This is a genomic window from Nocardiopsis sp. NPDC055551 (assembly GCF_053619415.1).
On record NZ_JBSHJJ010000012.1, the window covers coordinates 186703 to 209499 of the forward strand.

The window sequence follows — 22797 nt, forward strand, 5'->3', positions numbered from 1 at the left end:
GGGCCGCGGTACCCCTTGACCACGGGTACGCCTTCGGCGCATAATCAACCTAGTGGTTGATCAACTGGAAGGTTGAATAAGGTTATGGCGGACGATCCGCTCAGTCTCACGTTCGCCGCGCTGGCGGACCCGACCCGTCGGGAGATCCTCGCCCGCCTGGCCGGAGGCGAGGCCACCGTCAACGAACTGGCGGAACCGTTCGACATGAGTCTTCAAGCGGTCTCCAAGCACCTGAAGGTCCTGGAGAGGGCCGGACTCATCACCCGGGGGCGTGACGCCCAGTGGCGTCCCTGTCGGCTGGAACCCGCGCCCCTGGTGGAGGTCGACCGCTGGGTCGACCGTTACCGGGACCGGTGGGAGGAACGCTTCACCCGCCTTGACGAGGAACTACGCAGGATCGAGGGAGAGAGCAACCATGAGTGACCTCAAGGTCGTCGCCGAACCGGGACGTCAGGACATCCTCATCACCCGCACCTTCGACGCTCCGCGCGAGCTGGTCTGGCGCGCGGTCACCGAGCCCGAACTCGTCGGCCGCTGGTTCGGCCTGGACGCCACCACCACCGAGGTCGACCCGACCGAGGTGCGCACCGGAACCCCGTGGCGGATCAGCGAGAAGGCGCCCGACGGCGCGGTCTACGCCTTCCGTGGCGTGCACCACGACGTCCAGGAGCCCGAGCGGGTCGTGCGCACCTTCGAGTTCGAGGGCATGCCCGGCCACGTCTCCCTGGAGACGCTCACCCTGACCGAGGTGGACGGACGCACGAAGTACCAGGCCGTGGCCCTGTACCAGTCGATCGAGGACCGCGACGGGATGCTCGCCTCCGGCATGGAGTCCGGCATGGAGGAGTCCATGGACAAGTTGGCCGAGGTTCTGCGTTCCCTGGGCTGAGACCGGCCCGCACCACCCCGGGGCGTCCGACGTGGACACCCCGGGGTCGGCGTCGGTGTCGGTCCTGTGGACAACGCCGAAACCGTCGTCCCGGCCGGGTAATGTCGACGCGTGGCAGATCTCCCCGACGTTCCCACCCTGCTCGACGCGGCCGTCAAGGCCTTGGGCGGCAGCAGCCGAGAGGGACAACAGACCATGGCCGAGGCAGTGGCCACGGCCGTCGAGCAACGCGAACACCTGGTGGTCCAGGCCGGCACCGGCACCGGTAAGTCCTTGGCGTACCTGGTGCCCGCCGTCAGACGCGCGATGGCGACCAAGAAGCCCGTGGTCATCTCCACGGCCACCATCGCGCTGCAGAACCAGCTCATCGACCGGGACCTGCCACGATTGGCCGCCGCGCTCTCCCCATTGCTGCCACGCGAACCCACGTTCGCGGTGCTCAAGGGCCGACGCAACTACCTGTGCCGGCACCGCCTCCAGAGCGGGGTGGACGAGGACTCCGAGGGCGCCGAGCTCTTCGACCCCAGGCAGCTGTCGTCGGTGGGTCGTCAGGTGGCGCGCCTGCACGAGTGGGCCGAGGACACCACCACCGGCGACCGCGACGAGATCGTTCCCGGCGTCGGCGACCTGGCCTGGCGCCAGGTGTCCGTGGGCGGCAACGAGTGCATGGGCGCGCGGGTGTGCGCCTTCGGCCAGGAGTGCTTCGCCGAGTTCGCCCGCGAGGCCACCACCAGCGTCGACGTGGTGGTCACCAACCACGCCATGCTCTCCATCGACATGGCGCAGGGCTACCACCTCATGCCCGAGCACGACACGATCATGATCGACGAGGCGCACGAACTCGTCGACCGCGCCACCTCGGTGGCCACCGGTGTGCTCGGCGAACGGGCCGTTTCCATTGCGGCCAAGCGCGCGGCCCGCCTGGTCGAGCCGGGTATCTCCGAACGGCTCGCCGAGAGCGGGGACGGCCTGGCCCTGATGTTCACCGAGGTCGGCGAGGGCCGCCTCGACCACATCGACGACGGATTGGCCGGCGCGGTCGCCGCCGTCCGCGACGCCTCGGCCGCCTGCGTCACCGCGATCGGCCCCAACCCGGGCGAACTCGAACCCGAGGCGGCCTCCGAACGCAAACTGGCCCTGGCCGCCCTGGGGGAGGTGCGCGAGGCGGCGGAGCGGATCCTGGAGTCCTATGAACCTGCGCTGCGCGACCGCACCGAGGTGGTCTGGCTGACCAAGGCTCCCTCCAAACCGCCATCGCTCAGCGTCGCCCCGCTCGGGGTGGGCGGACTGCTGCGAGAGAAGCTCTTCGGCGACCGCACCGTCGTGCTCACCTCCGCCACCCTCACCCTGGGCGGCGACTTCACCGCCCTGGCCCGCCAATGGGGGCTGGGCCGCGAGGTGGCACAGGAAGCCGCCGACCTCGCGGCCGGACGGACCCCCGCCCCGGTCCCACCGGTCGACCCCGCCCCACGCACCGGTCGGGACACCGCGATCGCCGACGAGGACGCCGGCGAGGACACCGAGGGCGTCGAGCCGGGCGTGGACGAGAATGGTGCGGCGGAGGACGCCGGAGGCGAAGGTCCGCACCGCGCCGCCGGCGAGCCACGCTGGCGCGCACTCGACGTCGGCTCACCCTTCGAGCACGCCCGCAGCGGCATCCTCTACGTCGCGCGGCACCTGCCCAAACCCGGACGCGACGGGCTCTCCAAGGAGTACCTGGACGAGATCGCCGGACTCATCGAGGCCTCCGACGGGCGTGCCCTGGGCCTGTTCTCGTCCATGCGAGCCGCCCAACAGGCCACCGACGAACTCCGCGAACGCCTGGACCAGACCATCCTGTGCCAGGGCGAGGACTCCACCGGACAACTGGTGCGCCGCTTCAGCGAGGACGAACGCTCCTGCCTGTTCGGCACCCTGTCGCTGTGGCAGGGCGTCGACGTCCCCGGCCCCGCGCTGCAGTTGGTCATCGTGGACCGGATCCCGTTCCCCCGCCCCGACGACCCACTGGCCTCGGCCCGCCAGCGCGCCATCTCCGCGCACGGCGGCAACGGGTTTTTGGCGGTGTCGGCCACCCACGCCGCGTTGCTGTTGGCTCAGGGCACCGGGCGACTGCTGCGCTCCACCGACGACCGGGGGGTGATCGCCGTGCTGGACCCACGCCTGGCCACGGCGGGCTACGGCGGATTCCTGCGCTCGTCCCTGCCGCCGTACTGGGGCACCGCCGACCCGGAGGTGGCCCGGGCCGCGCTGCGGCGACTGGCGGAGAAGGCCGACGCCGCCGAGACCGAGCCCGCCGCCTGAGGTCTTCAGGGGCATCCGGACAGGAAGGAGGCCGGGCACCTTCGGCGCCCGGCCATCACCTTCACGAGCCGATCAACCGCGCGTGCGGTAACCGAACAACCGGACCGCGTAGCCGGGGGAGTCGTCCTGTGGCTCATGGATGTGCCAACGGTCGTCGTGTTCGCCGACCAGGAGCTCGCTCCACATCATGTCGATGAGCTTGAGCCGGGAGACCACGGAGGATTCCGGGTCGAGGACGATCGAGTAGGCGTGGTCGGTGAGACGTTGGGTCACCATGCCCACGGACTGACCGTCCCAGATGGCCGGGACCGTGGCGTGCCCGATCTCCACCCCGCACAGCCGGAGCTGCTCGACCTCCTCGTCGAGGGCCTCGGCGGCCAGTGCCCCGTCGAGCCGTAGGGCGTCCTCCAGCTCGTCGCGGTCCTCGTCGGGACGCAGGTAGGCGTGGTAGGTGCGGTAGCCGCACGAACGGCACTTGCGCCAGACCACGCAGCGGGCCAGCCCGTAGGCGGACTGCGCCTCACCGACGCTCCGGTACTCGCTCACATCTCGAACCATGCCGCATTCGCAACACAAGGCAGTGAGATCCTGCTTCATCAGAGTCCCCCCTCCCAGGTGAGTATGCGACGAATGGAGGTCGTTAGGGAACCCGTTCGGGGAGGAAGTCGCGGCAAGGAGTCGTCATCAATGCCCAAAATGACCGGACGACGGGTTTCGTGCGGGCTCCGCCGGACTTCGGGGTGTCCGGATTCACGTTCGGCCGGCCGGCTCGCGGGGGCTCAGTCGTCCAGGGACGGCCGGTTCTTGTTGCGCGCGGTCCAGTCCCGCATCCTCTGGGGGTAGCCGACGATCTGCACGTCGTAGGCGGGGGTGGCCAGCCTCTTGGCGACCTTGCGGATCACGTCGGGGGAGCCGCAGCGACGCCGGATCCACTCACCATCGGTGGCGACGGCGACCGCGGTGGTCCGGGTCGCGAAGGTCTCGGGTTCGACGAAGAACTCCACCCCGACCCTGCTCTTGGCGAACTCGACCAACGCCTTGATGTCGGAGTCCTCCGAGGTCCGGTCGAACCGGGTCTTTCCCTTGCGGTTGGCCTTGCGAAGGCCGAAGCGGTCTCGCCATCCCATCGGCGCCATGTCCCCTTAATGCATGTTTGCGTTCCCGCGTCTCGCGCCGGCTTGGCAGCGATTCTAACCACCGGAACAACGAACGAATCGGCCCGGGAGTGCCCAGGCTGCACCGGTTTCACGCGTTTTCCGGACAGCTCGGTCACCGCGCTGCTACGTTCTGTTGGCACACGGCTCAGTCAGGGGGAGAAGAGACATGCCGATGTGGACTTGGGCGGGGGAGACGGCACGCCGACTACGCGCCGCGGGACAGGACGACCTGGCCGAGGCGGTGATCCGATTGCCACAGCTCACCGAGGCGGGAGACGCCGTCAAGGTGGAGGCTTCGGCCCGGTCGGCGATGCGCGTCGCAAGACGTCTGGTCGCCGAGGCGGGGAACCAGGAGGCCGCGGTACCGGGGGTGTTCGGACCACCGACGTTGTTCTTCCTGGCGCACTGGCCGTTGGCGGTGCGGGTGGGGGCACTCGGAGAGGGGCGTCGCGCACTCGATCAGGCGCGGGCCGTCGTCGAGGACGAACCAGGCCCGCACGAACACGGGCCGATGCCGGTCTCGGCGTTGGCCTCGCTGGTGCGCTGTCACGCCAACATCGATTCCAGGGGGACCACGCGGATCCGGCGTGAACTGCTCTCCTCTCGCAGCCTCTCCGGTTGGGAGGACACCCCGGCCTGGCCGGCGTTCACCCTGGCCCGGGTGCACCTGCTCATCGACGAGGAACAGGCCGACCGCGCCGAGGCGGAGCTGCGTCGCTACGAACACACCGCCACCGGACCGGCCCTGCTCGGAGCCGAAGGGGTGTTCGCTCTGGTCAGGGCGTTGCGGCACCAGGACAAGCACACCGACGCCCTGGACGCCCTGGACCGGTTGGAGGCCGAACTCGAACTGGGTGAGGAACGCGGTGCCACCAACCCGCGCAGTCCCGCGCTGTCGCGCGCCATCCGCTTCGAGCGAGCCAGGCTGCTGTCCTGGCTGGCCCGCTTGGGCCTGTGCGACGCTCGCAAGGCCATCGCCCTGCTGCCGACCGTCGACGAGGCCGAGGCCTGCCCGAACCTGCGCCCGACCTGGGCCGAGGCCGTGGAGAACCTGGTCTGTCAGGGGAGCGTGCGCAACGACTGGCGGCTGGGGGTACGGGTGACCACCTGGTCACGCTACTTCGAACGGGTGGGGGCGCCGCGTCGCGGCGCGGAGATGGCGCTGACCGCCACCCGCCTGGCCGGGGGACGAGGCGCCCACTGGGTCGCCGAATGCTCGGCTCTGCGGGCCGAACGTCTCATCGGCGAACTCGGCGCGGCCGAGGAGATCGGTGGTGACCTGGCGGAGGCGCGTGCGATGGTGCGCGGGATGAACCCGGTCCGGCCACTGGCCCCGGCTCCGAACATCCTGGAGTTCCTGCGTGCCCAGCCCGCGGAGGAGGTCGACCCCGAGGAGCAGGCCGAACAGGTCAACGTGGCGTTGGCCGCGCTGCCGCACGACTCCGCGCTGTTGAGCGCGCTGGGTCAGGTGGGCCGCACGCTCATGCTCTCCGACGCGGCCACCGAACCGCAGTGGCGGCACGTGCGCGAACAACCCGGTGACCAGCGCGCGGCCCTGTCCCTGCTGGAGACCCTGCTGCACGACAACGACACCGGTGGGGTGCGCGACCTGGTCCGTACCCTGGCCGCGGGTGCGCTGCCGGGCCAAGGCGAGAGGGTGCCTTCGGCCTCGCCGACGGCGGCCCCGGCACAGCCCGCTCCGATGGCCCCTGTGCGGGGCGCACACCGGGCGCCCGACACCGAGGGTGGACCCGCGCGTGTGCCGAGCGGGCCCCAGAGCGTTCCGGTGGGGCAGGGCGCGCCCTCGGACCCGGGCGCCCCCGTACCCGGCTCCGATCCCACCCTGGTGGAGGGGGCCTACCGCGTGACCGAGGGGGAACGTCGCATGGCCCAGGTCGCGGGCGGATACGAACCTCGCTGAACCAGCGGGGCCTCGCCCTGGAACCCGTCGAGTCCCCCCTTCCGACCGAGGCTCAGCGGTCGACGGGGGCCCCGTCGGACAAGGCCCTGCCCGCCGGGTAGGTCAGTGCCGCCGCGGGGAGTGGGGCCGGTCGGCCACTGGCCAGCACCCGGACCTGGCCCGGGGCCCCGGCCGGGCGTTCCGTCGCGCCGATTCGGCGCAGAGTCTGGGCGGCCACCGCCTCCGCGGCGGTGAACAGTTCGGCGCGGTGCCCCAGCGCCTCGGAGATCCGCGAGCCCACCAGGTCGTAGTGGGTGCATCCCAGCACCACCCCGCGCACCTGTGGCGGGGTCAGCTTCGCCGCGTACTCCACCGCCGCGGCGATCCGATCGGAGTCCGCCGACTCCACGGCCTCGGCCAGCCCGACACAGGCGACCGGGGCCACGTCCACGCCCTTGGCGAAGTTCTCCACCAGACCGTGCTGGTAGGCGCTGCGGGTGGTGACCTCGGTGGACCACACCGCGATGGGGGTGCCCGCCGCCGCGGCGGGCTTGATCGCCGGCACCGTGCCGATCACCGGGATACGCGGCTCGTACTCGGCGCGCAGCGCGCCCAGTCCGTGTACGGAGGCGGTGTTGCACGGCACCACGACGGCGTCCAGCCCGCCGCCGTCCTCGACGGCGGCCCGGGTCGCGGCGTCCGCCCCGGCCAGGGCGCGCCGGATCACCTGATCCGGGGTACGGCGCCCCCAGGGCATGTGGTCCGGGTCCATGGACAGGTACAGGTCGGCGTCGGGGCGGGCCGCGTGCAGGGCGGCCGCGGTGGAGAGCATGCCGATGCCGGAATCAACGAGAGCGATGCGCACGGAACCGAATCCTATGCGGCCCCTTCGGTGACCACGCCATCACACCAGGTGTTCGGGGGTGTCCCCGCGAGGGTTCCACGAACCTGGCCGAAAGCGGCCGAGAGTGGGTAGGACACGTACCGAAATGGGGTGGCACGGAACCGTTATCGGTGGATAGAACAGAGTGGTCGGCCCGCCCGGCGCACCATACGGTCCGGGCCCGGTCGGCCCACGCTGAGCCTCGCGAATCGTCAGGAGAGAGCCGGTATGACCCGTGAACAGTCCGGTACGACTCCGCAGCACATAACCTTCGGCCACGCCGGCCCCGGCACGGGCCTCACCGAACACGTCGCGGCGGCCCAGAAGTTGAGCAGGGACTATCGGGCCCTGCCCACGGACGCACCGGTCCGCCTGGCCAAACCCACCTCCAACCTCTTCCGGTTCCGGGAACCCTCCTCCGCCCCGGCCCTCGACGTGTCCGCGTTCGCCGGGGTCATCTCCATCGACCCCGTCGAACGGCTGGCCGACGTCGGCGCCATGACCACCTACGAGGAACTCGTCGCCGCCACCCTGCCGCACGGACTCATGCCCTTGGTGGTACCGCAGTTGCGCACCATCACCCTGGGCGGGGCCGTCACGGGGCTGGGCATCGAGTCGTCCTCGTTCCGCAACGGGCTCCCGCACGAGTCCGTGCAGGAGATGGAGATCCTCACCGGCTCCGGCGAGGTGGTGACCGCCACCCGCGACAACGCGCACAGCGACCTGTTCCACGGCTTCCCCAACTCCTACGGAACCCTCGGGTACGGCCTGCGGCTTCGCATCGAACTCGAACCGGTCTCCCCGTACGTCCACCTGCGCCATCTGAGGTTCTCCGACGCCGCCGAGGCGATGGACGCCCTGGCCCGGATCAGCGCGGCGGCCGAGCACGACGGGGACCGGGTCGACTTCGTGGACGGGGTGGCCTTCGGTCCCGACGAGCTGTACCTGACCCTGGCCCGCTTCACCGACCAGGCCCCCTGGACCAGTGACTACACGGGCAACGACATCTACTACCGGTCCATCCCGCGCTACGCGGGCGACGGACCCGGCGACTACCTCACCATCCACGACTACCTGTGGCGCTGGGACACCGACTGGTTCTGGTGCTCCAGGGCCTTCGGCACCCAGAACCCGTTGGTGCGGCCGCTGTGGCCGCGGTCCCTCAAACGCTCCGACGTCTACCGCAGGCTGGTCGCCTGGGACCGGCGCAGCGACTTCTCCCGGCTGCTCGCCCATTACCGGGGCCGACGCCCACAGGAACCGCTCATCCAGGACATCGAGGTGGGCGTCGAACACGGCGCCGAGTTCCTGGACTTCTTCCACGCCGAGGTCGGCATGAACCCGGTGTGGATGTGTCCGCTGCGGCTGCGCGAGCCGCGTCGCCCGGACACGCCCGAGGGCGAACACGTGTGGCCGCTCTACCCGCTGGAGAACGACCGACTCTACGTGAACTTCGGGTTCTGGGGGCTGGTCGACATGAAGCCGGGCCAGCGGCACGCCCACCACAACCGCCGGGTGGAGGAGGAGGTTGCGCGGCTCGGCGGGCACAAGTCCCTCTACTCGGACGCCTTCTACACCGAGGACGAGTTCTGGGCCCTGTACAACGGCTCCGCCTACCGCGACCTCAAGGACACCTACGACCCGCAGGGTCGGCTGTTGGACCTGTACGCCAAGTGCGTACGCAATCGCTGAGCTACTGGACACCACCATCGGGAGGCGACCCGCGGGTCGGGCCGCGTCCGTGAGGAGGAAGGACGCACAATGCGACTTGCTGAGATCTTCGAGCGTGTCGTGGGGCCGAACGCACCGATTCGGTTCACCGCCTACGACGGAAGCTCCGCGGGCGATCCGAACAGCGACGTGACGTTGCACGTGCGCACCCCGGTCGCCGTCAACCACCTCGCGCAGTCACCCAACGCCGTCGGCCTGACCCGTGCCTACGTCTCCGGTCACCTCGAACTCGAAGGTGACATGTACACCGCGCTCAGACGGATGACGGACTTCGCCTTCGCCGAGGGCGTCAACGTGTCCGCTCGCGACCTCGTCGACATCGTCCGCTCCATCGGCTGGGTCAAGTTCGTCAACCGGGTCGCCCCGCCGCCCCAGGAGGTGCGGCGCAGGACCCTGCTCGGGCGGGGGATGCGCCACTCCAAGGAGCGCGACGCCGAGGTCATCCACCATCACTACGACGTCTCCAACGAGTTCTACGCACTGGTCCTGGGTCCGTCGATGACCTACACCTGCGCGGTCTTCGACGAGGAGGACGGCGGCCTGGACCGGGTGGGCGCCTCCGACGGGGCGTTGGAGAGCGCCCAGTTCCGCAAGTACGACCTGGTGGCCCGCAAGCTCGGCCTGGAGAAGGACATGGAGCTCCTCGACGTGGGCTGCGGGTGGGGCGGTATGGTCCGCCACGCGGCCCGCGAGCACGGGGTTCGGGCGATCGGCGTGACCTTGTCCAAGGAACAGGCCGAGTGGGGCGCGAAGAAGATCGCCCAGGAGGGCCTGACCGAGCTCGCCGAGATCCGCCACATGGACTATCGGGACGTGCCCGACGGCAGCTTCGACCGGATCAGCTCCATCGGGCTGACCGAGCACATCGGGTCGAGGAACCTGGACGCCTACTTCTCGTCGCTCAACGACAAGCTCGTGCCGGGCGGCCGGTTGCTCAACCACTGCATCACCCGTCCGCGCAACGACCTGCCACCGATGAACACCGGGGGCGTGATCAACCGCTACGTGTTCCCCGACGGTGAGCTGGAGGGCCCCGGCCGGATCCAGACCGCCATGAACGACAACGGGTTCGAGATCCGCCACCAGGAGAACCTGCGCGAACACTACGCCCTGACCCTGCGCCACTGGGGCGAGAACCTGGAGCGCAACTGGGACGAGGCCGTTCGGGAGGTCGGCGTGGGCACCGCCAGGGTCTGGCGCCTGTACATGGCCGGATGCGTCCTCGGGTTCGAGCGCGACGTCGTGCAGCTCCACCAGATCCTGGGCGTCAAGCAGGACGGCACCGCCTCCCACATGCCGCTACGACCCGACTTCTGAGTTCGGGCCCGGAAGGGCGGCCGGGGGCGTTCGCGGCGCGCGGACACCCCCGGCCCACCACCTGCCCCACGCGGGTACGGGCAGACGGCATCATGGTCAACGTCCAGTACCAGCAGCCGCGAAGGGACCCGCAGTGTCCTCCGACGACCATCCCTCCGAACCCGCTTCCGACCCCGGGTCCGGCCCCGACCTGCCGGACCACGTCAAGGAGACCGCCATCGCGCTGATCGGCGCGTACGCGGACCACAACCGCGAGGAGCTGGACGGTGTGATCCCCCGGGCCACCGACGACTCCGACGGTGTCCTGTCCGAGTTGAAGGTGATCGCGGCGTTCCTCAGCCGCAGGGTCCAGACCACCGGTGTGGTCTGGAAGCCCGCCGACTCCCGCGAGGCGGTGGCCCGCACCGTCGCCGAGATGCTCCCCCCGGAACTGGAGTTCGCGGTCTCCACCGCCTGGGAGGCGCACTCGGTGGGCGAGGAGGAGGCCGCCGAACGCTTCACCAGGGGCGATCCCATGGTCTACGTCCACATGCTCGCCGCGTTCGGTGCCGCCATCGGCCTCGCCGTCTACAAGCGCGCCGAACTGGTCTCCACCCTGCGTCAGGTCACCGGTCTGAGTGAGTGAGGGGCCGGCTCCCCGGCACTCCCTAACAGCTCAGACACAAGTGGCAGTGGTTTACTTCACAAGTTGGCGTTAATTACGTAGGTTTCCTACCAACCCTCAGGGGACCCTCGAAAGAAAGCGGGAGGCGAGCCGATGGCACGCAGACGAGTACACCAGTACCTTCCCCTCCCCGCGGCCTCACTCGCCCTGGTGCTCGCCGCCACGGCCTGCGGCGGCGGTGACGGCGGCGGTGACACCGACACCCTCCAGGTGTGGATCATGGAAGGCACCAACCCCGACGCCACCTCCTTCTTCGACGAGGTGGGAACGGCCTTCGAGGAGGAGAACGGGATCGGCGTCGAGGTCGAGTTCGTGCCCTGGCAGGACGCCCAGGACAAGATCTCCACCGCCATCGCCGGCGACACCCTGCCCGACGTCGTCGAGTTGGGCACCACCTTCACACCGGAGTACGCCGACGCCGGGGTCCTGCACGACCTGTCCGGCTACATCGACGACCCCTCCCGGTTCCAACAGGAGATGTACGAGATGGGTGTCGTCGACGACGTCGCCTACGGGGTGCCCTGGTACGCGTCGATCCGATCGATCATCTACCGCAAGGACATCTTCGAGGAACACGGCCACGAGGAGCCCGCCAACTGGGAGGAACTGCGCGACACCGCGCTCGACCTCGCCGAGGCCGAGGAGGACATGATCGCCTTCCCGGTGCCCGGCGACGCCCAGTACTCGGTCATGCCGTGGGTCTGGGGCGGTGGCGGCGAGGTCGCCGTGGAGGAGGCCGACGGCACTTGGAGCTCCACCATCAACGCGCCGGAAGGGCGCGCCGGGGTCGAGTTCTTCACCGACCTGGCCCTGGAGGACGAGCTGTCCACCACGGGCGCGGTCAACTGGAACGAGATCGACGTCATGGAGGCGCTCTCCGACGAGCAGGCGATCATGGCGATCTCCAACAGCTCCAACCCCAAGGCCATCATCGAGAACAACCCCGACCTGGAGGACAAGCTCGGCGTGTTCGTGCTGCCCGGGCAGGAGGACGGGTACACCGAGTCCTTCGCCGGAGGGTCGCTGCTGTCGGTGTTCGAGGGCACCGGTAACGAAGAGGCCGCCTGGCAGTACGTCGACCTCCTCACCAACGGCGAGTACTTCGAGCGCTGGGGCGAGGAGAGCGGCTTCTTCCCGGCCGGCGTCGAGGAGATCGAGGGCTACGCCGAGTCCGAGGACCCGCTCGTGCAACCGTTCGCGACCCAGCTGCTGGAGGCCGGCAAGAGCACCCCGGCCGTCCCCGCCTGGTCGCAGGTCGAGGCCGAGGGCGTGATCGTCAAGATGCAGCAGGACATCCTGAACGGTAACGCCAGCGTCGAGGAGGCGACCGACACCGCCGCCGAGACCATCGAGAACATCCTCAACGAGGGCAATTGAGACCCACGTCGGCCCCACGGCGGTCCAAGCGCGCGCCGCTCTTGAGCATGAGAGGGCGGCGCGCCCTCCTGCCGTGGGTCCTCCTGGTACCGCCGCTGGGCGTCATCGGAGTCCTGCTGCTCCTGCCCATCGGCCGGATCGTGTGGCTGTCCTTCCGGGACTTCAAGTTGCGCAACCTGGTCTCGGGGGAGTCCGACTTCATCGGGCTCTCCAACTACGTCACGCTGCTGACCGACCCGTACCTGTGGCAGACCGTACTGGTCAACACACTGACGTTCGCCGTGGTCGCGGTGGTGACCACGGTCGTACTGGGCACACTGGTCGCCCTCTTGTTGTCCACGCTGAAGCCCCTCCCACGGATCATCGTGGTCTCCTGCATCATGGTGGCCTGGGCCATGCCCGCGGTCAGCGGCACCTACGTGTGGATCTGGATCTTCGACGTCGACCAGGGCGTGATCGCCCAGGCGCTCATGGGGATGGGCGTCGTCGACCCCGGCGGCTACAACTGGTTCGCCGACCGGTTCTGGTTCTACGCCATCGTCACCCTCAACATCGTGCACAGCGGGTTCCCGTTCGTGGCGGTGACCGTGCTGGCGGGGCTGCTCACCGTGCCCAAGGAGCTGTACGAGGCGGCCCGCATCGACGGCGCCGGCGCGTGGAAGCGCTTCTGGCACGTCACGTTCCCGACGCTGCGCCCGGTGTTCGCGGTGGTGACGGTGCTGTCCACCATCTGGGACTTCAAGGTGTTCGCGCAGATCTACCTGATGCCCGGCGGCGACGTCGGCGGTTCCGAGATGCTCAACCTGGGCGTGTGGTCCTACGTGAAGTCCTTCGGCCAGAACGACTTCGGGATGGGCTCCGCCATCGCCGTCATGCTCACCCTGCTGCTCCTGGGCGTGACCGTCGTCTACCTGCGCGCGCTGTTCCGGGAGGACGAGCTGCGATGAGACCTCGATCGAACCGGGAAACGCCTCGCCCGGCCCCGCCCTCAGCCCAGATCCTCGATCAGGAGCTCGCGTACCACCCGCCAGTCCACCGAGGCCAGGGAACGCCGTTCCAGGTCCTCCCGGACGGCGGCCATGGTCCGCAGGGCGTCCTCGTCGAGCGGACGACCGGCGTCGTTGCCCCGGTTGACCAGCCCGTCCACGTACGCGTGCAGTCGACGCCCCCCGGGGTCGCGTCGGGCGTGCCGGACGGCGCTCGCCCGGAACCTGGCGTCGTGCGGGATCCACGCGGCGATCACCTCGGTGGGGGAGAGCCCGGCGATATCGCCCACACGCTTCTCCTCACCGTCTTCGCCCTCGGGAACGAGGGGGATTCTAGGCCATGTCCCGCGGATACATACCCTGCTGCGCGGCGCCCCAGCGGCACCGTCACTGCGTTCTCATCAGTCGACAGCCAAACCCAGGCGGGCCCCCGCTGTGCGACAGTGCCGAGCTTGCGAGGTGTGCACAGTAGGGGCACTCCATTCTTCGGCCTTGTGCCGGCACCACTGGATGCGCCGCTCGCGACGGGCAGCATCCACGGAACACGCCCTGGGCCATGTCCCGCGAGTACCTACCCGGCCGAAGCCGGGGTGCTTCGGGACCATCGCCGTCAAAGGAGGTCCGTTGGTCACCTCTAGCTCCGGGACCGTCGAAGGACGGAACGAGACCGACTGGGAGGCCCAGGTGCGGGCCGCCCACAAGCGAGGGAACTCCCTGCGCCTGGGCCGCGTCGTCGCCAAGGCGGCCGGGGTCTCCCTCCTGCTGTTCTTCACCCTGTTCCCGGTCTACTTCATGCTGGTCAGCGCGTTCTCCGAAAGCGCCACCTCCGGCGGAGGCGCGCTGCTGCCGACCTCCTTCACCTTCGAGAACTTCAGGTACGTCCTGGTGGAGGCCAACTTCCTCCTGTACCTGCGCAACTCGTTGACGGTCGCCGCGATCACCGTGGCCATCGCCTGCGTCCTCGCGATGCTGGCGGCCGTCGCCGTGGGCCGCTTCCGATTCCGGTTCCGCACGGCCGTGCTGGTCCTGGTGCTCGTGGTGCAGATGGTGCCGCTGGAGGCCCTGGTCATCCCGCTGTTCATCCAGGTGCGGGACCTGCAGATGCTCAACACGGTGCTGGGCCTGGCGGTCGCCTACGTCGCGCTGTCGCTGCCCCTGGCGATCTGGATGATGCGCGGATTCGTGGCGGCGGTGCCCAAGGAAGTGGAGGAGGCCGCCTACATCGACGGCGCCTCCTGGCCCCAGATGTTCTGGAAGGTGCTGTTCCCGCTGGTGGCGCCGGGTCTGGTGGCCACCGCCATCTTCTCCTTCATCGTGGCCTGGAACGAGTTCGTTCTGGCGATGACCTTCATGACCCAGAGCGAGAACTACACGGTCGCGGTCGGGCTGCGCCAATTCTTCGGTCAGTACGCCAACGACTGGGGGCACGTCATGGCGGCCTCCACGATCATCACCATCCCGGTGATGGTGTTCTTCATCCTGGTCCAGCGCTGGCTGGTGGCCGGGTTGGTACAGGGCGCCGTCAAGGGTTGAGCGTCGGCGGGACGCTCGCGACGAGGGCCGCCCCCCAGAAGAAGGGGAGCGGCCCTCGAACGCGCGGCGGGATCAGCCCTCGCGCAGCTCACGCTTGAGGATCTTGCCGGTGGAGGTCATCGGCAGTTCGTCCCGGAACTCGATCTGGCGCGGGTACTTGTAGGCGGCCAGCCTCTCCCGGGCGAAGGAGGTCAGCTCCTCGACGGTGGCCTCGGCGCCGTCCTTGAGGATCACGAAGGCCTTGACCTCCTCGCCGTGGGTCTCGTGGGGGACACCCACCACGGCGGCCAGGCTGACCGCCTCGTGGGTCATCAGGACCTCCTCGACCTCCCGCGGGTACACGTTGAACCCACCGCGGATGATCATGTCCTTGGACCGGTCGATGATGAAGTAGAAGCCGTCGTCGTCACGGCGGGCGACGTCACCGGTGCGGAACCAGCCGTCCTTGATGACCTCGGCGTTGACCTCGGGGCGGTTGTGGTAGCCCTTCATGATCAGGTGGCCGCGGACGGCGATCTCACCCACCGGGTCCTCCTCGCCCTCCTTGACGACCTCGTTCCACTCCGGGTCGATCAGCTTCATCTCCACACCCCACACCGGGCGGCCGATGGAACCGGTCTTCGCACCGGTGTCGGGGTTGTTGAACGAGGCCACGGGAGAGGTCTCGGAGAGGCCGTAACCCTCCTTGATGCCCACCCCGAAGAGTTCGGTGAAGTCCTCCGCGAGCTGGGCCGGCAACGCCGAACCACCCGAGACGGCGTCGACGATGTCGTCCGCGATCCGCTCAAGGTCGTACTCGCCGGCTTCCGCGGACCGGGCGGCGTTGAGCAGACCCCAGTACATGGTGGGCACACCGGCGAAACCGGTGACGCCCTCCTTCCGCATGAGCTTCAGGGCCTGGGCGCCCTCGAAGCGCGGCAGCAACACCATCGTTCCGTGCCGGTACAGGACGGCGTTGAGCATGACCGTCTGACCGAAGATGTGGAACAGCGGCAGCACCACCAGGGCCACGTCGCGCCCGTCCGGGTGGGGGTTGACCAGAGCCGAGGAGACCACGGCGTTCATCATCAGGTTGGTGTGGCTCAGCTCGGCACCCTTGGGGCGGCCGGTGGTGCCGCTGGTGTAGATGATGACGGCCGTGTCGTCGCCGTCGCGCTGGACGGTCTCGAAGGTCCCCGGCTGACCGTTCAGGGCCGCCCAGATCGTTTCGGCGCCCTCGATGTCGGACTCGGTGGCACCCGCCGCGGCGGGCATGTCGATGAAGACCTCACAGGCGTCCACCCGGCCGAAGGCCTCGAAGGCGCGCTCACCCAGCGGGAGGTCGGGCGAGCCGGTGAACGAGAACAGGGCCTTGGCCCCGGAGTCCTCCAGGTGGTAGGCGATCTCACGCGGGGTGAGCAGCACGTTCAACGGGACGACCACGGCGCCCGCCTTGAGCGCGCCGAAGTACACGAACGGGAAGTAGGGCAGGTTCGGGCTGGCCAGGGCCACCCGGTCGCCCGGCTCGATCCCACGGGACACGAGCAGGTTCGCGACCTGGTTCGCGATCATGTCGGTGATCGCGTAGTTCAGACGTGTGTCGCCGAAGACCAGACACTCCTTCTCCGGAGCGGAACGAGCACCGTCCTCCAAGAGAGTGGACAGGTTGAACATGGGGGCCTCCCGCGGCATGTCATTGAGGAACAGGTGCGACGAACAGCAGGCATGACCCGCATCGTGTGTTCTGCGCCACTTGAACGGCAGAGTAACAAACCGGGCGGTCGGTGTGGAGGGGCATGGGGTCCGTGAAATCACCGACGCCCGCCTGACGCTCCGTGACGAACCGGATCGCGGTCGCCCGAAAACCGGTCCGCGAAGGGGCCCGCCAGCCGCTAACCTGAATTCGACACACCAGGAAACGGCCAAGGGAACACTCAGCGATGACAGCGGTAGACGGCGACCAGACGACGGGCGACACCTACGACGCCCGCGCCCTCCAGGACAAGTGGCAGGCGCGCTGGGCCGCCGAACTCCCGTTCCGCGCGAACGAGGACCCCGCCGACGAACGTCCCCGCTCCTTCATCGTGGACATGTTCGCCTACCCCTCCGGTGACCTGCACATGGGCCACGCCGAGGCCTACGCCATCGGCGACGTCATCGGCCGCTACCGCCTCCAGCGCGGCGACAACGTCCTGCACCCGGTCGGCTGGGACTCCTTCGGCCTGCCCGCCGAGAACGCCGCCATCAAGAACAACTCCCACCCGGCGAAGTGGACCTACGCCAACATCGAGACGCAGGCCGCCTCGATGGCCCACTACGGCGTGGGCGTGGACTGGTCCCGGCGCATCCACACCAGCGACCCCGAGTACTTCAAGTGGAACCAGTGGCTGTTCACCCGGTTCTTCGACCGGGGTCTGGCCTACCGCAAGGACGGGCTGGTCAACTGGTGCCCCAAGGACCAGACCGTGCTGGCCAACGAGCAGGTCATCCAGGGCAAGTGCGAGCGCTGCGACTCCGACGTCGAGCGCCGTGCCCTGAACCAGTGGTACTTCAAGATCACCGACTACGCCCAGCGGCTGCTGGACGACATGGACCAGCTGGACGACGGCCGCTGGCCGGACGAGATCCTGGCCATGCAGCGCAACTGGATCGGCCGCTCCACCGGTGCCGACGTGCACTTCGAGATCGAGGGCCGCGACGAGCCGGTCACCGTCTACACCACCCGGCCCGACACCCTGTACGGAGCCACCTTCTTCGTGGTGGCCGCCGACGCCGACCTGGCCGAGGAGCTGTGCGCGCCCGAGCGGCGCGAGGCCTTCGAGGCCTACCGCACCGACATCTCCAAGCTCTCCGACATCGAGCGCCAGACCACCGAGCGCCCCAAGACCGGTGTGTTCCTGGGCCGTTACGCCGTCAACCCGGTCAACGGCGAGCGCATGCCCGTCTGGGCCGCCGACTACGTCCTGGCCGGCTACGGTCACGGCGCCATCATGGCGGTGCCCGCCCACGACCAGCGCGACCTGGACTTCGCCAAGGCCTTCGACCTGCCGGTCCGGGTCGTGGTCGAGACCGGCGAGCCCGACCCCGTCGAGACCGGCGTGGCGACCACCGGTGAGGGCGTCCTGCGCGACTCCGGTCCGCTGGACGGCCTGTCCAAGACCGAGGCCATCGGACGCATCATCGAGGTGCTGGCCGAGCGCGGCACCGGCCAGGCCACCGTCAACTTCCGCCTGCGCGACTGGCTGCTGTCCCGCCAGCGCTACTGGGGCACCCCGATCCCGATCATCCACTGCCCCGCCTGTGGCGAGGTCCCGGTCCCGGACGAGCAGCTGCCGGTCACCCTGCCCGAGCTGAAGGGCGCCGAACTCGCGCCCAAGGGCATCTCCCCGCTGGCCGCCGCCAAGGACTGGGTCAACGTGGACTGCCCCTCGTGCGGCGGTGCGGCCGAGCGCGACACCGACACCATGGACACCTTCGTGGACTCGTCCTGGTACCCGTGGCGCTACTGCTCCCCGCAGCTGGACACCGCCCCCTTCGACACCGAGACGGTCAACAAGTGGGGGCCCGTCGACCACTACATCGGCGGCAAGGAACACGCCACCCTGCACCTGCTGTACGCGCGGTTCTTCACCAAGGTCCTGCACGACATGGGCATGCTCGACTTCACCGAGCCCTTCGCCCGCCTGACCAACCAGGGCCAGGTCATCAACCAGGGCCGGGCCATGTCCAAGTCGCTGGGCAACGGAGTCGACCTGGGCCGGGAGATCGACGCGTACGGCGTCGACGCGGTCCGACTGACCATGCTGTTCGCCTCCCCGCCGGAGGAGGACGTCGACTGGGCCGACGTCTCGCCCACCGCCGCGATGAAGTTCCTCAACCGCGCCTACCGCGTCATGCACGAGGCCGGCGCCGCCACCGAACCCGGCGTGGACTTCACCAAGGGCGACACCGACCTCCGTCGCGCCACCCACCGCTCCATCGACCAGATCACCGCACTGATCGAGGACAAGCGCTTCAACGTGGCCATCGCCCGCTGCATGGAGCTGGTCTCGGCCGCCCGCAAGGCCATCGACTCCGGCCCCGGCGCGGCCGACCCGGCCGTCCGCGAGGCCGCCGAGTTCGTGGCCATCGCCCTGTCCCTGTTCGCTCCCTACGTGGCCGAGGAGGGCTGGGAGAAGCTCGGGCACGTCGGCAGCGTCGCCGTCGGCAACTGGCGCGAGGCCGAACCCGAACTGCTGGTCCAGGAGTCGGTCACCTGCGTGGTGCAGGTGCAGAGCAAGGTCCGCGACAAGCTGTCGGTCTCCCCCGACATCGACCCCGCCGAACTGGAGCGCCTGGCACTGGCCTCGGAGAAGGCCCAAGGCTTCATCGGGGACAAGACGGTCCGCAAGGTCATCGTCCGGGCACCCAAGCTCGTCAACATCGTCGTCGGCTGACACACCCGACGGGGGCGGTGGTCGCGACCGCGGCCCCCGCCCCCTACCGTTGGGCGCAACACACATAGGGAGGCGGTGGCCCGGTGGGCGCTTCGAAGGATGGTCGAGCCCTGCACCGACCGTGGGTGCGGGCGTCGATCATCGCCGCGGGCGCGGTGGTGGTGAGCGCGGCGGCCATCGGCGGCGGCATGTGGGCGACGGCCGACGACCCCGACCTGCCCGGTGGCGACGACACCCACACCGCTGCCCCCACGTGTGCCGCGGTCCCCCAGGACACACTCGCCGAGGTACTGCCCGGGGCCGTCCTGGAGACCGACGACCAAGGTCCCCTGAGCGGCGGGGAGAACACCGTGTGCGTGTGGAGCACCGCGGGGGCCACCGATGGTGACCGGACGATCCTGCGCGTGGACCTGTCGGCCCGCTTCACCGACGCCTCGGCCGAACCCGCCGTCAGTGGCGACGAGGCGGCGGCCCTGGCCCATCAGGCCGTGGTGCCGACCCGGGGCGAACCCGTCGAACTCCCCGGCGCAGCCGGCGCCGAGGTCTGGCGCGGACAGCTCCCCGGCACGGCCGAACTCGCCTTCCACACCACCAACCTGTTCGTACGGGTCACCTACACCGGGGAGTCCGAAGGAGACCCCGTCTCCTTCGAGGACGCCCGGGACACCGCCGTGGACGTGGCCGGACGAATCGGTGAGGCGCTGTGAGCGGTACCTACGAGACCGACCCCGGAGCGCCTCCGCCACAGAGCCGTACCTTCGCGGTCGTCCTCCTCGTCGCGCTCGTGCTGGTGGTGATCGCGTTCACCGGCTGGCTGATCTGGTACCTGCTCCGAGGCGGGGCCGAACACGGCGCCTACGAGGCCGCCCCCGAGTGCGCCATCGGCGAGACCGAGGTCCTGGCCGAGCTCGTTCCCGACCATGAACTGGAGATCGAGGAGACCGTCGGCAGCGCCCAGGACACCTTCGGCACCGGATCGCAGTGCCGTTGGGCCACCCCGCAGGAAGGCGGAACCGCCGTCCCGGCCGCGGCCACGCTCATGCTGGTCGCCGCCCCGGTCGAGGGCGGCGACGAGACCGCCGCCGACACCCTGGAGTCCACCGCGGCGGGCAACGACCCACGACCGATCGACGATCTCGGTGACCAGGCCCTGACCTGGGTGGAGATCGGCGCCTTCGAGGTCGGCTGCACCGGTGTGCGCGTCTCCAACCTCTACCTGGAGTCCTGCTACACCGCCTCCACCGACTACGACGCCGTCGGATCGGTCGATGGGGAGGCGGCCGCGGCCGAATCCGAGCGGCTGGTCAGGTCGATCGTGGCGGAACTCCCCGAGAGCATCGAGGCGGACGAGACCGACTGAGCGGTCTCACCACAGACCCTCGACGAACTCCCGCACCGCCGGGGACACCTCTGGCGAGAACGCCCGGTCGGCGTCCAACGCGGCGGCGCCGGGGGAGTCGTCGTACTCGCGCAGCACGTGGTCGACCCCGGCCAGGTCCACCCGCTCGGCCCCCTCCAGACCACCCATCAGCCGGTCGACCTCGTCCCGGGTGATCTGGGCGTCCTCATCGCCCCAGAGCACCAGGACGGGGGTCCGTTCGGGCAACGCGGCGGCCAGTTCGGGCGGGTCGAAGGCATCGATCCAGGCGAGGAAGTCCTGGTTCTGCGGGGAGAACAGACCCGTGGTGTCGCCCTCGGGCAACTCCTGACCGCCCCGTACCGCGGCGCGCGACGTCCGGGCGTGGGACAGCATCCGCACGGCCTCGGCCTCACTGAGCGCACCCTGCGCCTCGGCGGTCCGGACCTGCTCGGAGACCTGACGGTCGATGACGTCGAGCATGCGCGTCCCCGGCGGAGCCGCCAGAACCAAAGCGGGTTCGGCGCCGTCGAGCACCTCGTGCGCGCGTAGCGCGTACAGCGCGCCTTCGCTGTGGCCCACGACGATCGTGCGCTCGGGGTCGACTTCGGGCTGTTCAACCAACGCCGTGTAAGCGGCGGCCATCTGGGCGTCGAAGACCTCGGGATCGACCGGTTCCTCCAGGGCTTCCCTCACCTCGTCGTCGAAGGTGGCGGGGTCGCCGCTGCCCAACTTGTCGTAGCGAAGGGTCGCCACCCCGGCGTCACCGAGCACCCGGGACAGGTTGAGGTTGGTGTCGGCCTCGGGGCGCCCGGCGCTGTTGCCGTCCCGGTCGGTGGGGCCGCTGCCGGAGATGATGAGCGCGCCCGGCACCCCGTTCTCGGAGCCGCTCTCCCGCGGCGCGGTGAACGTGCCGTCGACGGTGAACCCGCCACCCTCGAAGCTGAGCTCGCGCTCGGCACCGCTCACCCCCGGAGGTTCGGGGCCCTCTTCCTCGGCGGGGCCACAGGCCGAGACGAGCAGGGTGAGGGCGGCGATCACCGAGACCGAGCGGCCACGGCGTCGTACGCGGCCGCGGGCGACGGGGGTGTGGGCAGGAATGGACACGCCCTCAGCGTATCGGCCGTGCCCTCCCGCACCATCCCGGCCGTGCCCTGGTGGGCGTGGCCGGGGCGGTGCGGTCGTCGTTCCCGGCCAGGGTCAGACGCGGCGCATGACCGTGACGACCTTGCCGAGGATGGTCGCGGCGTCGCCGTTGATGGGCTCGTAGGCGTCGTTGCGGGGCATCAGCCACACGTGGCCGTCGTCCCCGCGACGCAGCACCTTGACGGTGGCCTCGTCGTCCAACATGGCCGCGACGATGTCGCCGTTCTCGGCGGTGGGCTGCTGGCGGACCACCACGAGGTCGCCGTCGGTGATGGCGGCGTCGGTCATGGAGTCGCCGACCACGGTCAGCATGAACAGCCGACCCTCGCCGACCAGCTGACGCGGTAGCGCCAGGACGTCCTCGACCGATTCCTCGGCCAGGATCGGGCCACCGGCGGCGATCCGACCGATCAGCGGCACCGCGGCGGCCCGGGTCGCGTCGGCGGTGAGCTCCTCGGGCTTGATGCTCTGCGCGGTGTCGCGGCCGGGGGCGCGCAGTTCGACCGCGCGCGGCCGGTTCTGGTCCCGGTGCAGGTAGCCCTTGCGCTGGAGCACCTTGAGTTGGTGCGCGACGCTGGAAGGGCTGGAAAGACCGACGGCGTTCCCGATCTCTCGGATGGACGGCGGAAAACCGCGCTCGCGCACATAACGCTGGATGCAGTTGAGAACGCTTTGCTGGCGCGCGGTCAGTTTGGGGGCTTCGGGCACGGCACCGCCCGTGTCACCCACGGGCGAAAGAACGGTGGTGTTTCCGGGGTCGACGACCTCGGTGTTGTCCTCCGGCACGGCCGGGCCTCCTCGGCGTTCGGTTCGGTCAGGGCCTGTTCGGGTGGCCGGTGACGGGTCCGTCGTCTCACGAGTGGGCGAGACGGCGAAACCGGTGGGAAATCAAGGTCAAGATTAGTCGTTGCACACGGTGATATCAAACAAGCGTTCGAGCGGCCGAGGACGGCGACTTCGCCTTTTCGGCGGGCCTTTCCGATGACCCTCGGTTAAGTATGTACACGCGTTCCCTCGCCGCTGTCCGTCGAATGCCGAAAACGGCTTTCCCGGTGCTTCGCCCGAGGCGGCCCCGGAGCGTGTCCCCGGAGGTCGCGTGGATGCCGGAAAGCCCGCCGGGCAAGGGATTCCTCACCTGTGG

20 protein-coding genes are annotated in these 22797 nt (G+C 69.5%); 13 read left to right on the top strand and 7 right to left on the bottom strand.

Features of this window, described 5'->3' with window-relative positions:
* The first annotated feature begins 84 nt into the window (after window positions 1–84).
* From ACWGSK_RS21710 to ACWGSK_RS21720, 3 genes are all read left to right on the top strand, one after another.
* On the top strand, window positions 85–423 hold the full coding sequence (locus tag ACWGSK_RS21710; protein WP_067603438.1) for an ArsR/SmtB family transcription factor: 339 nt from the start codon (window positions 85–87) through the stop codon (window positions 421–423).
* Window positions 416–889, top strand: coding sequence for an SRPBCC family protein (locus ACWGSK_RS21715; protein WP_358512922.1), 474 nt, complete (start codon window positions 416–418; stop codon window positions 887–889). Before ACWGSK_RS21710 ends, ACWGSK_RS21715 begins: the two co-directional genes overlap by 8 nt.
* A gap of 111 nt (window positions 890–1000) precedes the next feature.
* A complete protein-coding gene (locus tag ACWGSK_RS21720; RefSeq protein ID WP_358512924.1) occupies window positions 1001–3190 on the top strand; it encodes an ATP-dependent DNA helicase in 2190 nt (729 codons plus the stop codon).
* A 72-nt stretch (window positions 3191–3262) separates the two neighbouring features.
* Here the strand turns inward: ACWGSK_RS21720 and ACWGSK_RS21725 are convergent, their stop codons facing one another.
* Together ACWGSK_RS21725 and ACWGSK_RS21730 are read right to left on the bottom strand one after the other, a co-directional pair.
* Window positions 3263–3787, bottom strand: a complete 525-nt coding sequence (locus ACWGSK_RS21725; RefSeq protein WP_358512926.1) for a DUF6315 family protein — start codon at window positions 3785–3787, stop codon at window positions 3263–3265.
* 182 nt (window positions 3788–3969) lie between these two features.
* A complete protein-coding gene (locus ACWGSK_RS21730) occupies window positions 3970–4317 on the bottom strand; it encodes a hypothetical protein (protein ID WP_067603499.1) in 348 nt (115 codons plus the stop codon).
* A 196-nt stretch (window positions 4318–4513) separates the two neighbouring features.
* Between ACWGSK_RS21730 and ACWGSK_RS21735 the strand changes: the two genes are divergently transcribed.
* A complete protein-coding gene (locus ACWGSK_RS21735; RefSeq protein ID WP_452456585.1) occupies window positions 4514–6268 on the top strand; it encodes a hypothetical protein in 1755 nt (584 codons plus the stop codon).
* A 52-nt stretch (window positions 6269–6320) separates the two neighbouring features.
* Here ACWGSK_RS21735 and ACWGSK_RS21740 read toward each other — a convergent pair whose 3' ends face one another.
* On the bottom strand, window positions 6321–7112 hold the full coding sequence (locus ACWGSK_RS21740) for a glutamate racemase (RefSeq protein ID WP_452456586.1): 792 nt from the start codon (window positions 7110–7112) through the stop codon (window positions 6321–6323).
* 246 nt (window positions 7113–7358) lie between these two features.
* On the opposite strand from ACWGSK_RS21740, the gene ACWGSK_RS21745 reads away from it, so the two are divergent.
* The 5 genes from ACWGSK_RS21745 to ACWGSK_RS21765 all read left to right on the top strand — a co-directional run bounded on the left by ACWGSK_RS21745 (window position 7359) and on the right by ACWGSK_RS21765 (window position 13166).
* Window positions 7359–8822 (top strand): FAD-binding oxidoreductase, encoded by a 1464-nt coding sequence (locus ACWGSK_RS21745; protein WP_358515273.1) that lies wholly within the window; start codon window positions 7359–7361, stop codon window positions 8820–8822.
* A gap of 69 nt (window positions 8823–8891) precedes the next feature.
* Entirely contained in the window at window positions 8892–10178 is a 1287-nt protein-coding gene (locus ACWGSK_RS21750; protein ID WP_358515276.1) for a cyclopropane-fatty-acyl-phospholipid synthase family protein, read from the top strand.
* A 133-nt stretch (window positions 10179–10311) separates the two neighbouring features.
* Window positions 10312–10803 (top strand): hypothetical protein, encoded by a 492-nt coding sequence (locus ACWGSK_RS21755; RefSeq protein WP_358515278.1) that lies wholly within the window; start codon window positions 10312–10314, stop codon window positions 10801–10803.
* A gap of 132 nt (window positions 10804–10935) precedes the next feature.
* Window positions 10936–12219: a sugar ABC transporter substrate-binding protein gene (locus ACWGSK_RS21760; RefSeq protein ID WP_358515281.1), complete on the top strand. Its 1284-nt coding sequence runs from the start codon at window positions 10936–10938 to the stop codon at window positions 12217–12219.
* 47 nt (window positions 12220–12266) lie between these two features.
* Window positions 12267–13166 (top strand): carbohydrate ABC transporter permease, encoded by a 900-nt coding sequence (locus tag ACWGSK_RS21765; RefSeq protein WP_452456587.1) that lies wholly within the window; start codon window positions 12267–12269, stop codon window positions 13164–13166.
* A 41-nt stretch (window positions 13167–13207) separates the two neighbouring features.
* Here ACWGSK_RS21765 and ACWGSK_RS21770 read toward each other — a convergent pair whose 3' ends face one another.
* On the bottom strand, window positions 13208–13495 hold the full coding sequence (locus ACWGSK_RS21770) for a hypothetical protein (RefSeq protein WP_358515286.1): 288 nt from the start codon (window positions 13493–13495) through the stop codon (window positions 13208–13210).
* A 502-nt stretch (window positions 13496–13997) separates the two neighbouring features.
* Between ACWGSK_RS21770 and ACWGSK_RS21775 the strand changes: the two genes are divergently transcribed.
* On the top strand, window positions 13998–14738 hold the full coding sequence (locus tag ACWGSK_RS21775; protein WP_371850610.1) for a carbohydrate ABC transporter permease: 741 nt from the start codon (window positions 13998–14000) through the stop codon (window positions 14736–14738).
* Between the two features lie 72 nt (window positions 14739–14810).
* Here ACWGSK_RS21775 and ACWGSK_RS21780 read toward each other — a convergent pair whose 3' ends face one another.
* Window positions 14811–16391, bottom strand: coding sequence for a long-chain-fatty-acid--CoA ligase (locus ACWGSK_RS21780; RefSeq protein WP_452456588.1), 1581 nt, complete (start codon window positions 16389–16391; stop codon window positions 14811–14813).
* A gap of 266 nt (window positions 16392–16657) precedes the next feature.
* Between ACWGSK_RS21780 and leuS the strand changes: the two genes are divergently transcribed.
* The 3 genes from leuS (at window position 16658) to ACWGSK_RS21795 (ending at window position 20513) form a co-directional block, all read left to right on the top strand.
* The gene (gene leuS / locus ACWGSK_RS21785) at window positions 16658–19153 is read left to right on the top strand and encodes a leucine--tRNA ligase (protein ID WP_452456589.1); all 2496 of its coding nucleotides are present in this window, start codon (window positions 16658–16660) and stop codon (window positions 19151–19153) included.
* Between the two features lie 83 nt (window positions 19154–19236).
* Window positions 19237–19860 (top strand): hypothetical protein, encoded by a 624-nt coding sequence (locus tag ACWGSK_RS21790; RefSeq protein WP_452456590.1) that lies wholly within the window; start codon window positions 19237–19239, stop codon window positions 19858–19860.
* On the top strand, window positions 19857–20513 hold the full coding sequence (locus ACWGSK_RS21795) for a hypothetical protein (RefSeq protein ID WP_358515292.1): 657 nt from the start codon (window positions 19857–19859) through the stop codon (window positions 20511–20513). The genes ACWGSK_RS21790 and ACWGSK_RS21795 overlap by 4 nt, the downstream gene beginning before the upstream one ends.
* 6 nt (window positions 20514–20519) lie before the next feature.
* On the opposite strand, the gene ACWGSK_RS21800 is transcribed toward ACWGSK_RS21795, so the two are convergent.
* Both ACWGSK_RS21800 and lexA read right to left on the bottom strand, forming a co-directional pair.
* A complete protein-coding gene (locus ACWGSK_RS21800) occupies window positions 20520–21617 on the bottom strand; it encodes an alpha/beta hydrolase family protein (RefSeq protein WP_452456591.1) in 1098 nt (365 codons plus the stop codon).
* Between the two features lie 93 nt (window positions 21618–21710).
* Window positions 21711–22385, bottom strand: coding sequence for a transcriptional repressor LexA (gene lexA, locus ACWGSK_RS21805; RefSeq protein ID WP_358515307.1), 675 nt, complete (start codon window positions 22383–22385; stop codon window positions 21711–21713).
* Window positions 22386–22797: the final 412 nt, after the last annotated feature.

Excerpts from the sequence above, each read along its gene's own strand:
- ACWGSK_RS21735 (WP_452456585.1), top strand. The coding sequence starts at position 4,514 with ATGCCGATGTGGACTTGGGCGGGGGAGACGGCACGCCGACTACGCGCC.
- leuS (WP_452456589.1), top strand. The coding sequence starts at position 16,658 with ATGACAGCGGTAGACGGCGACCAGACGACGGGCGACACCTACGACGCC.
- ACWGSK_RS21775 (WP_371850610.1), top strand. The coding sequence starts at position 13,998 with ATGCTGGTCAGCGCGTTCTCCGAAAGCGCCACCTCCGGCGGAGGCGCG.
- ACWGSK_RS21765 (WP_452456587.1), top strand. The coding sequence starts at position 12,267 with ATGAGAGGGCGGCGCGCCCTCCTGCCGTGGGTCCTCCTGGTACCGCCG.
- ACWGSK_RS21760 (WP_358515281.1), top strand. The coding sequence starts at position 10,936 with ATGGCACGCAGACGAGTACACCAGTACCTTCCCCTCCCCGCGGCCTCA.
- ACWGSK_RS21715 (WP_358512922.1), top strand. The coding sequence starts at position 416 with ATGAGTGACCTCAAGGTCGTCGCCGAACCGGGACGTCAGGACATCCTC.
- ACWGSK_RS21780 (WP_452456588.1), bottom strand. The coding sequence starts at position 16,391 with ATGTTCAACCTGTCCACTCTCTTGGAGGACGGTGCTCGTTCCGCTCCG.
- ACWGSK_RS21710 (WP_067603438.1), top strand. The coding sequence starts at position 85 with ATGGCGGACGATCCGCTCAGTCTCACGTTCGCCGCGCTGGCGGACCCG.
- ACWGSK_RS21750 (WP_358515276.1), top strand. The coding sequence starts at position 8,892 with ATGCGACTTGCTGAGATCTTCGAGCGTGTCGTGGGGCCGAACGCACCG.
- ACWGSK_RS21725 (WP_358512926.1), bottom strand. The coding sequence starts at position 3,787 with ATGAAGCAGGATCTCACTGCCTTGTGTTGCGAATGCGGCATGGTTCGA.
- ACWGSK_RS21730 (WP_067603499.1), bottom strand. The coding sequence starts at position 4,317 with ATGGGATGGCGAGACCGCTTCGGCCTTCGCAAGGCCAACCGCAAGGGA.
- ACWGSK_RS21745 (WP_358515273.1), top strand. The coding sequence starts at position 7,359 with ATGACCCGTGAACAGTCCGGTACGACTCCGCAGCACATAACCTTCGGC.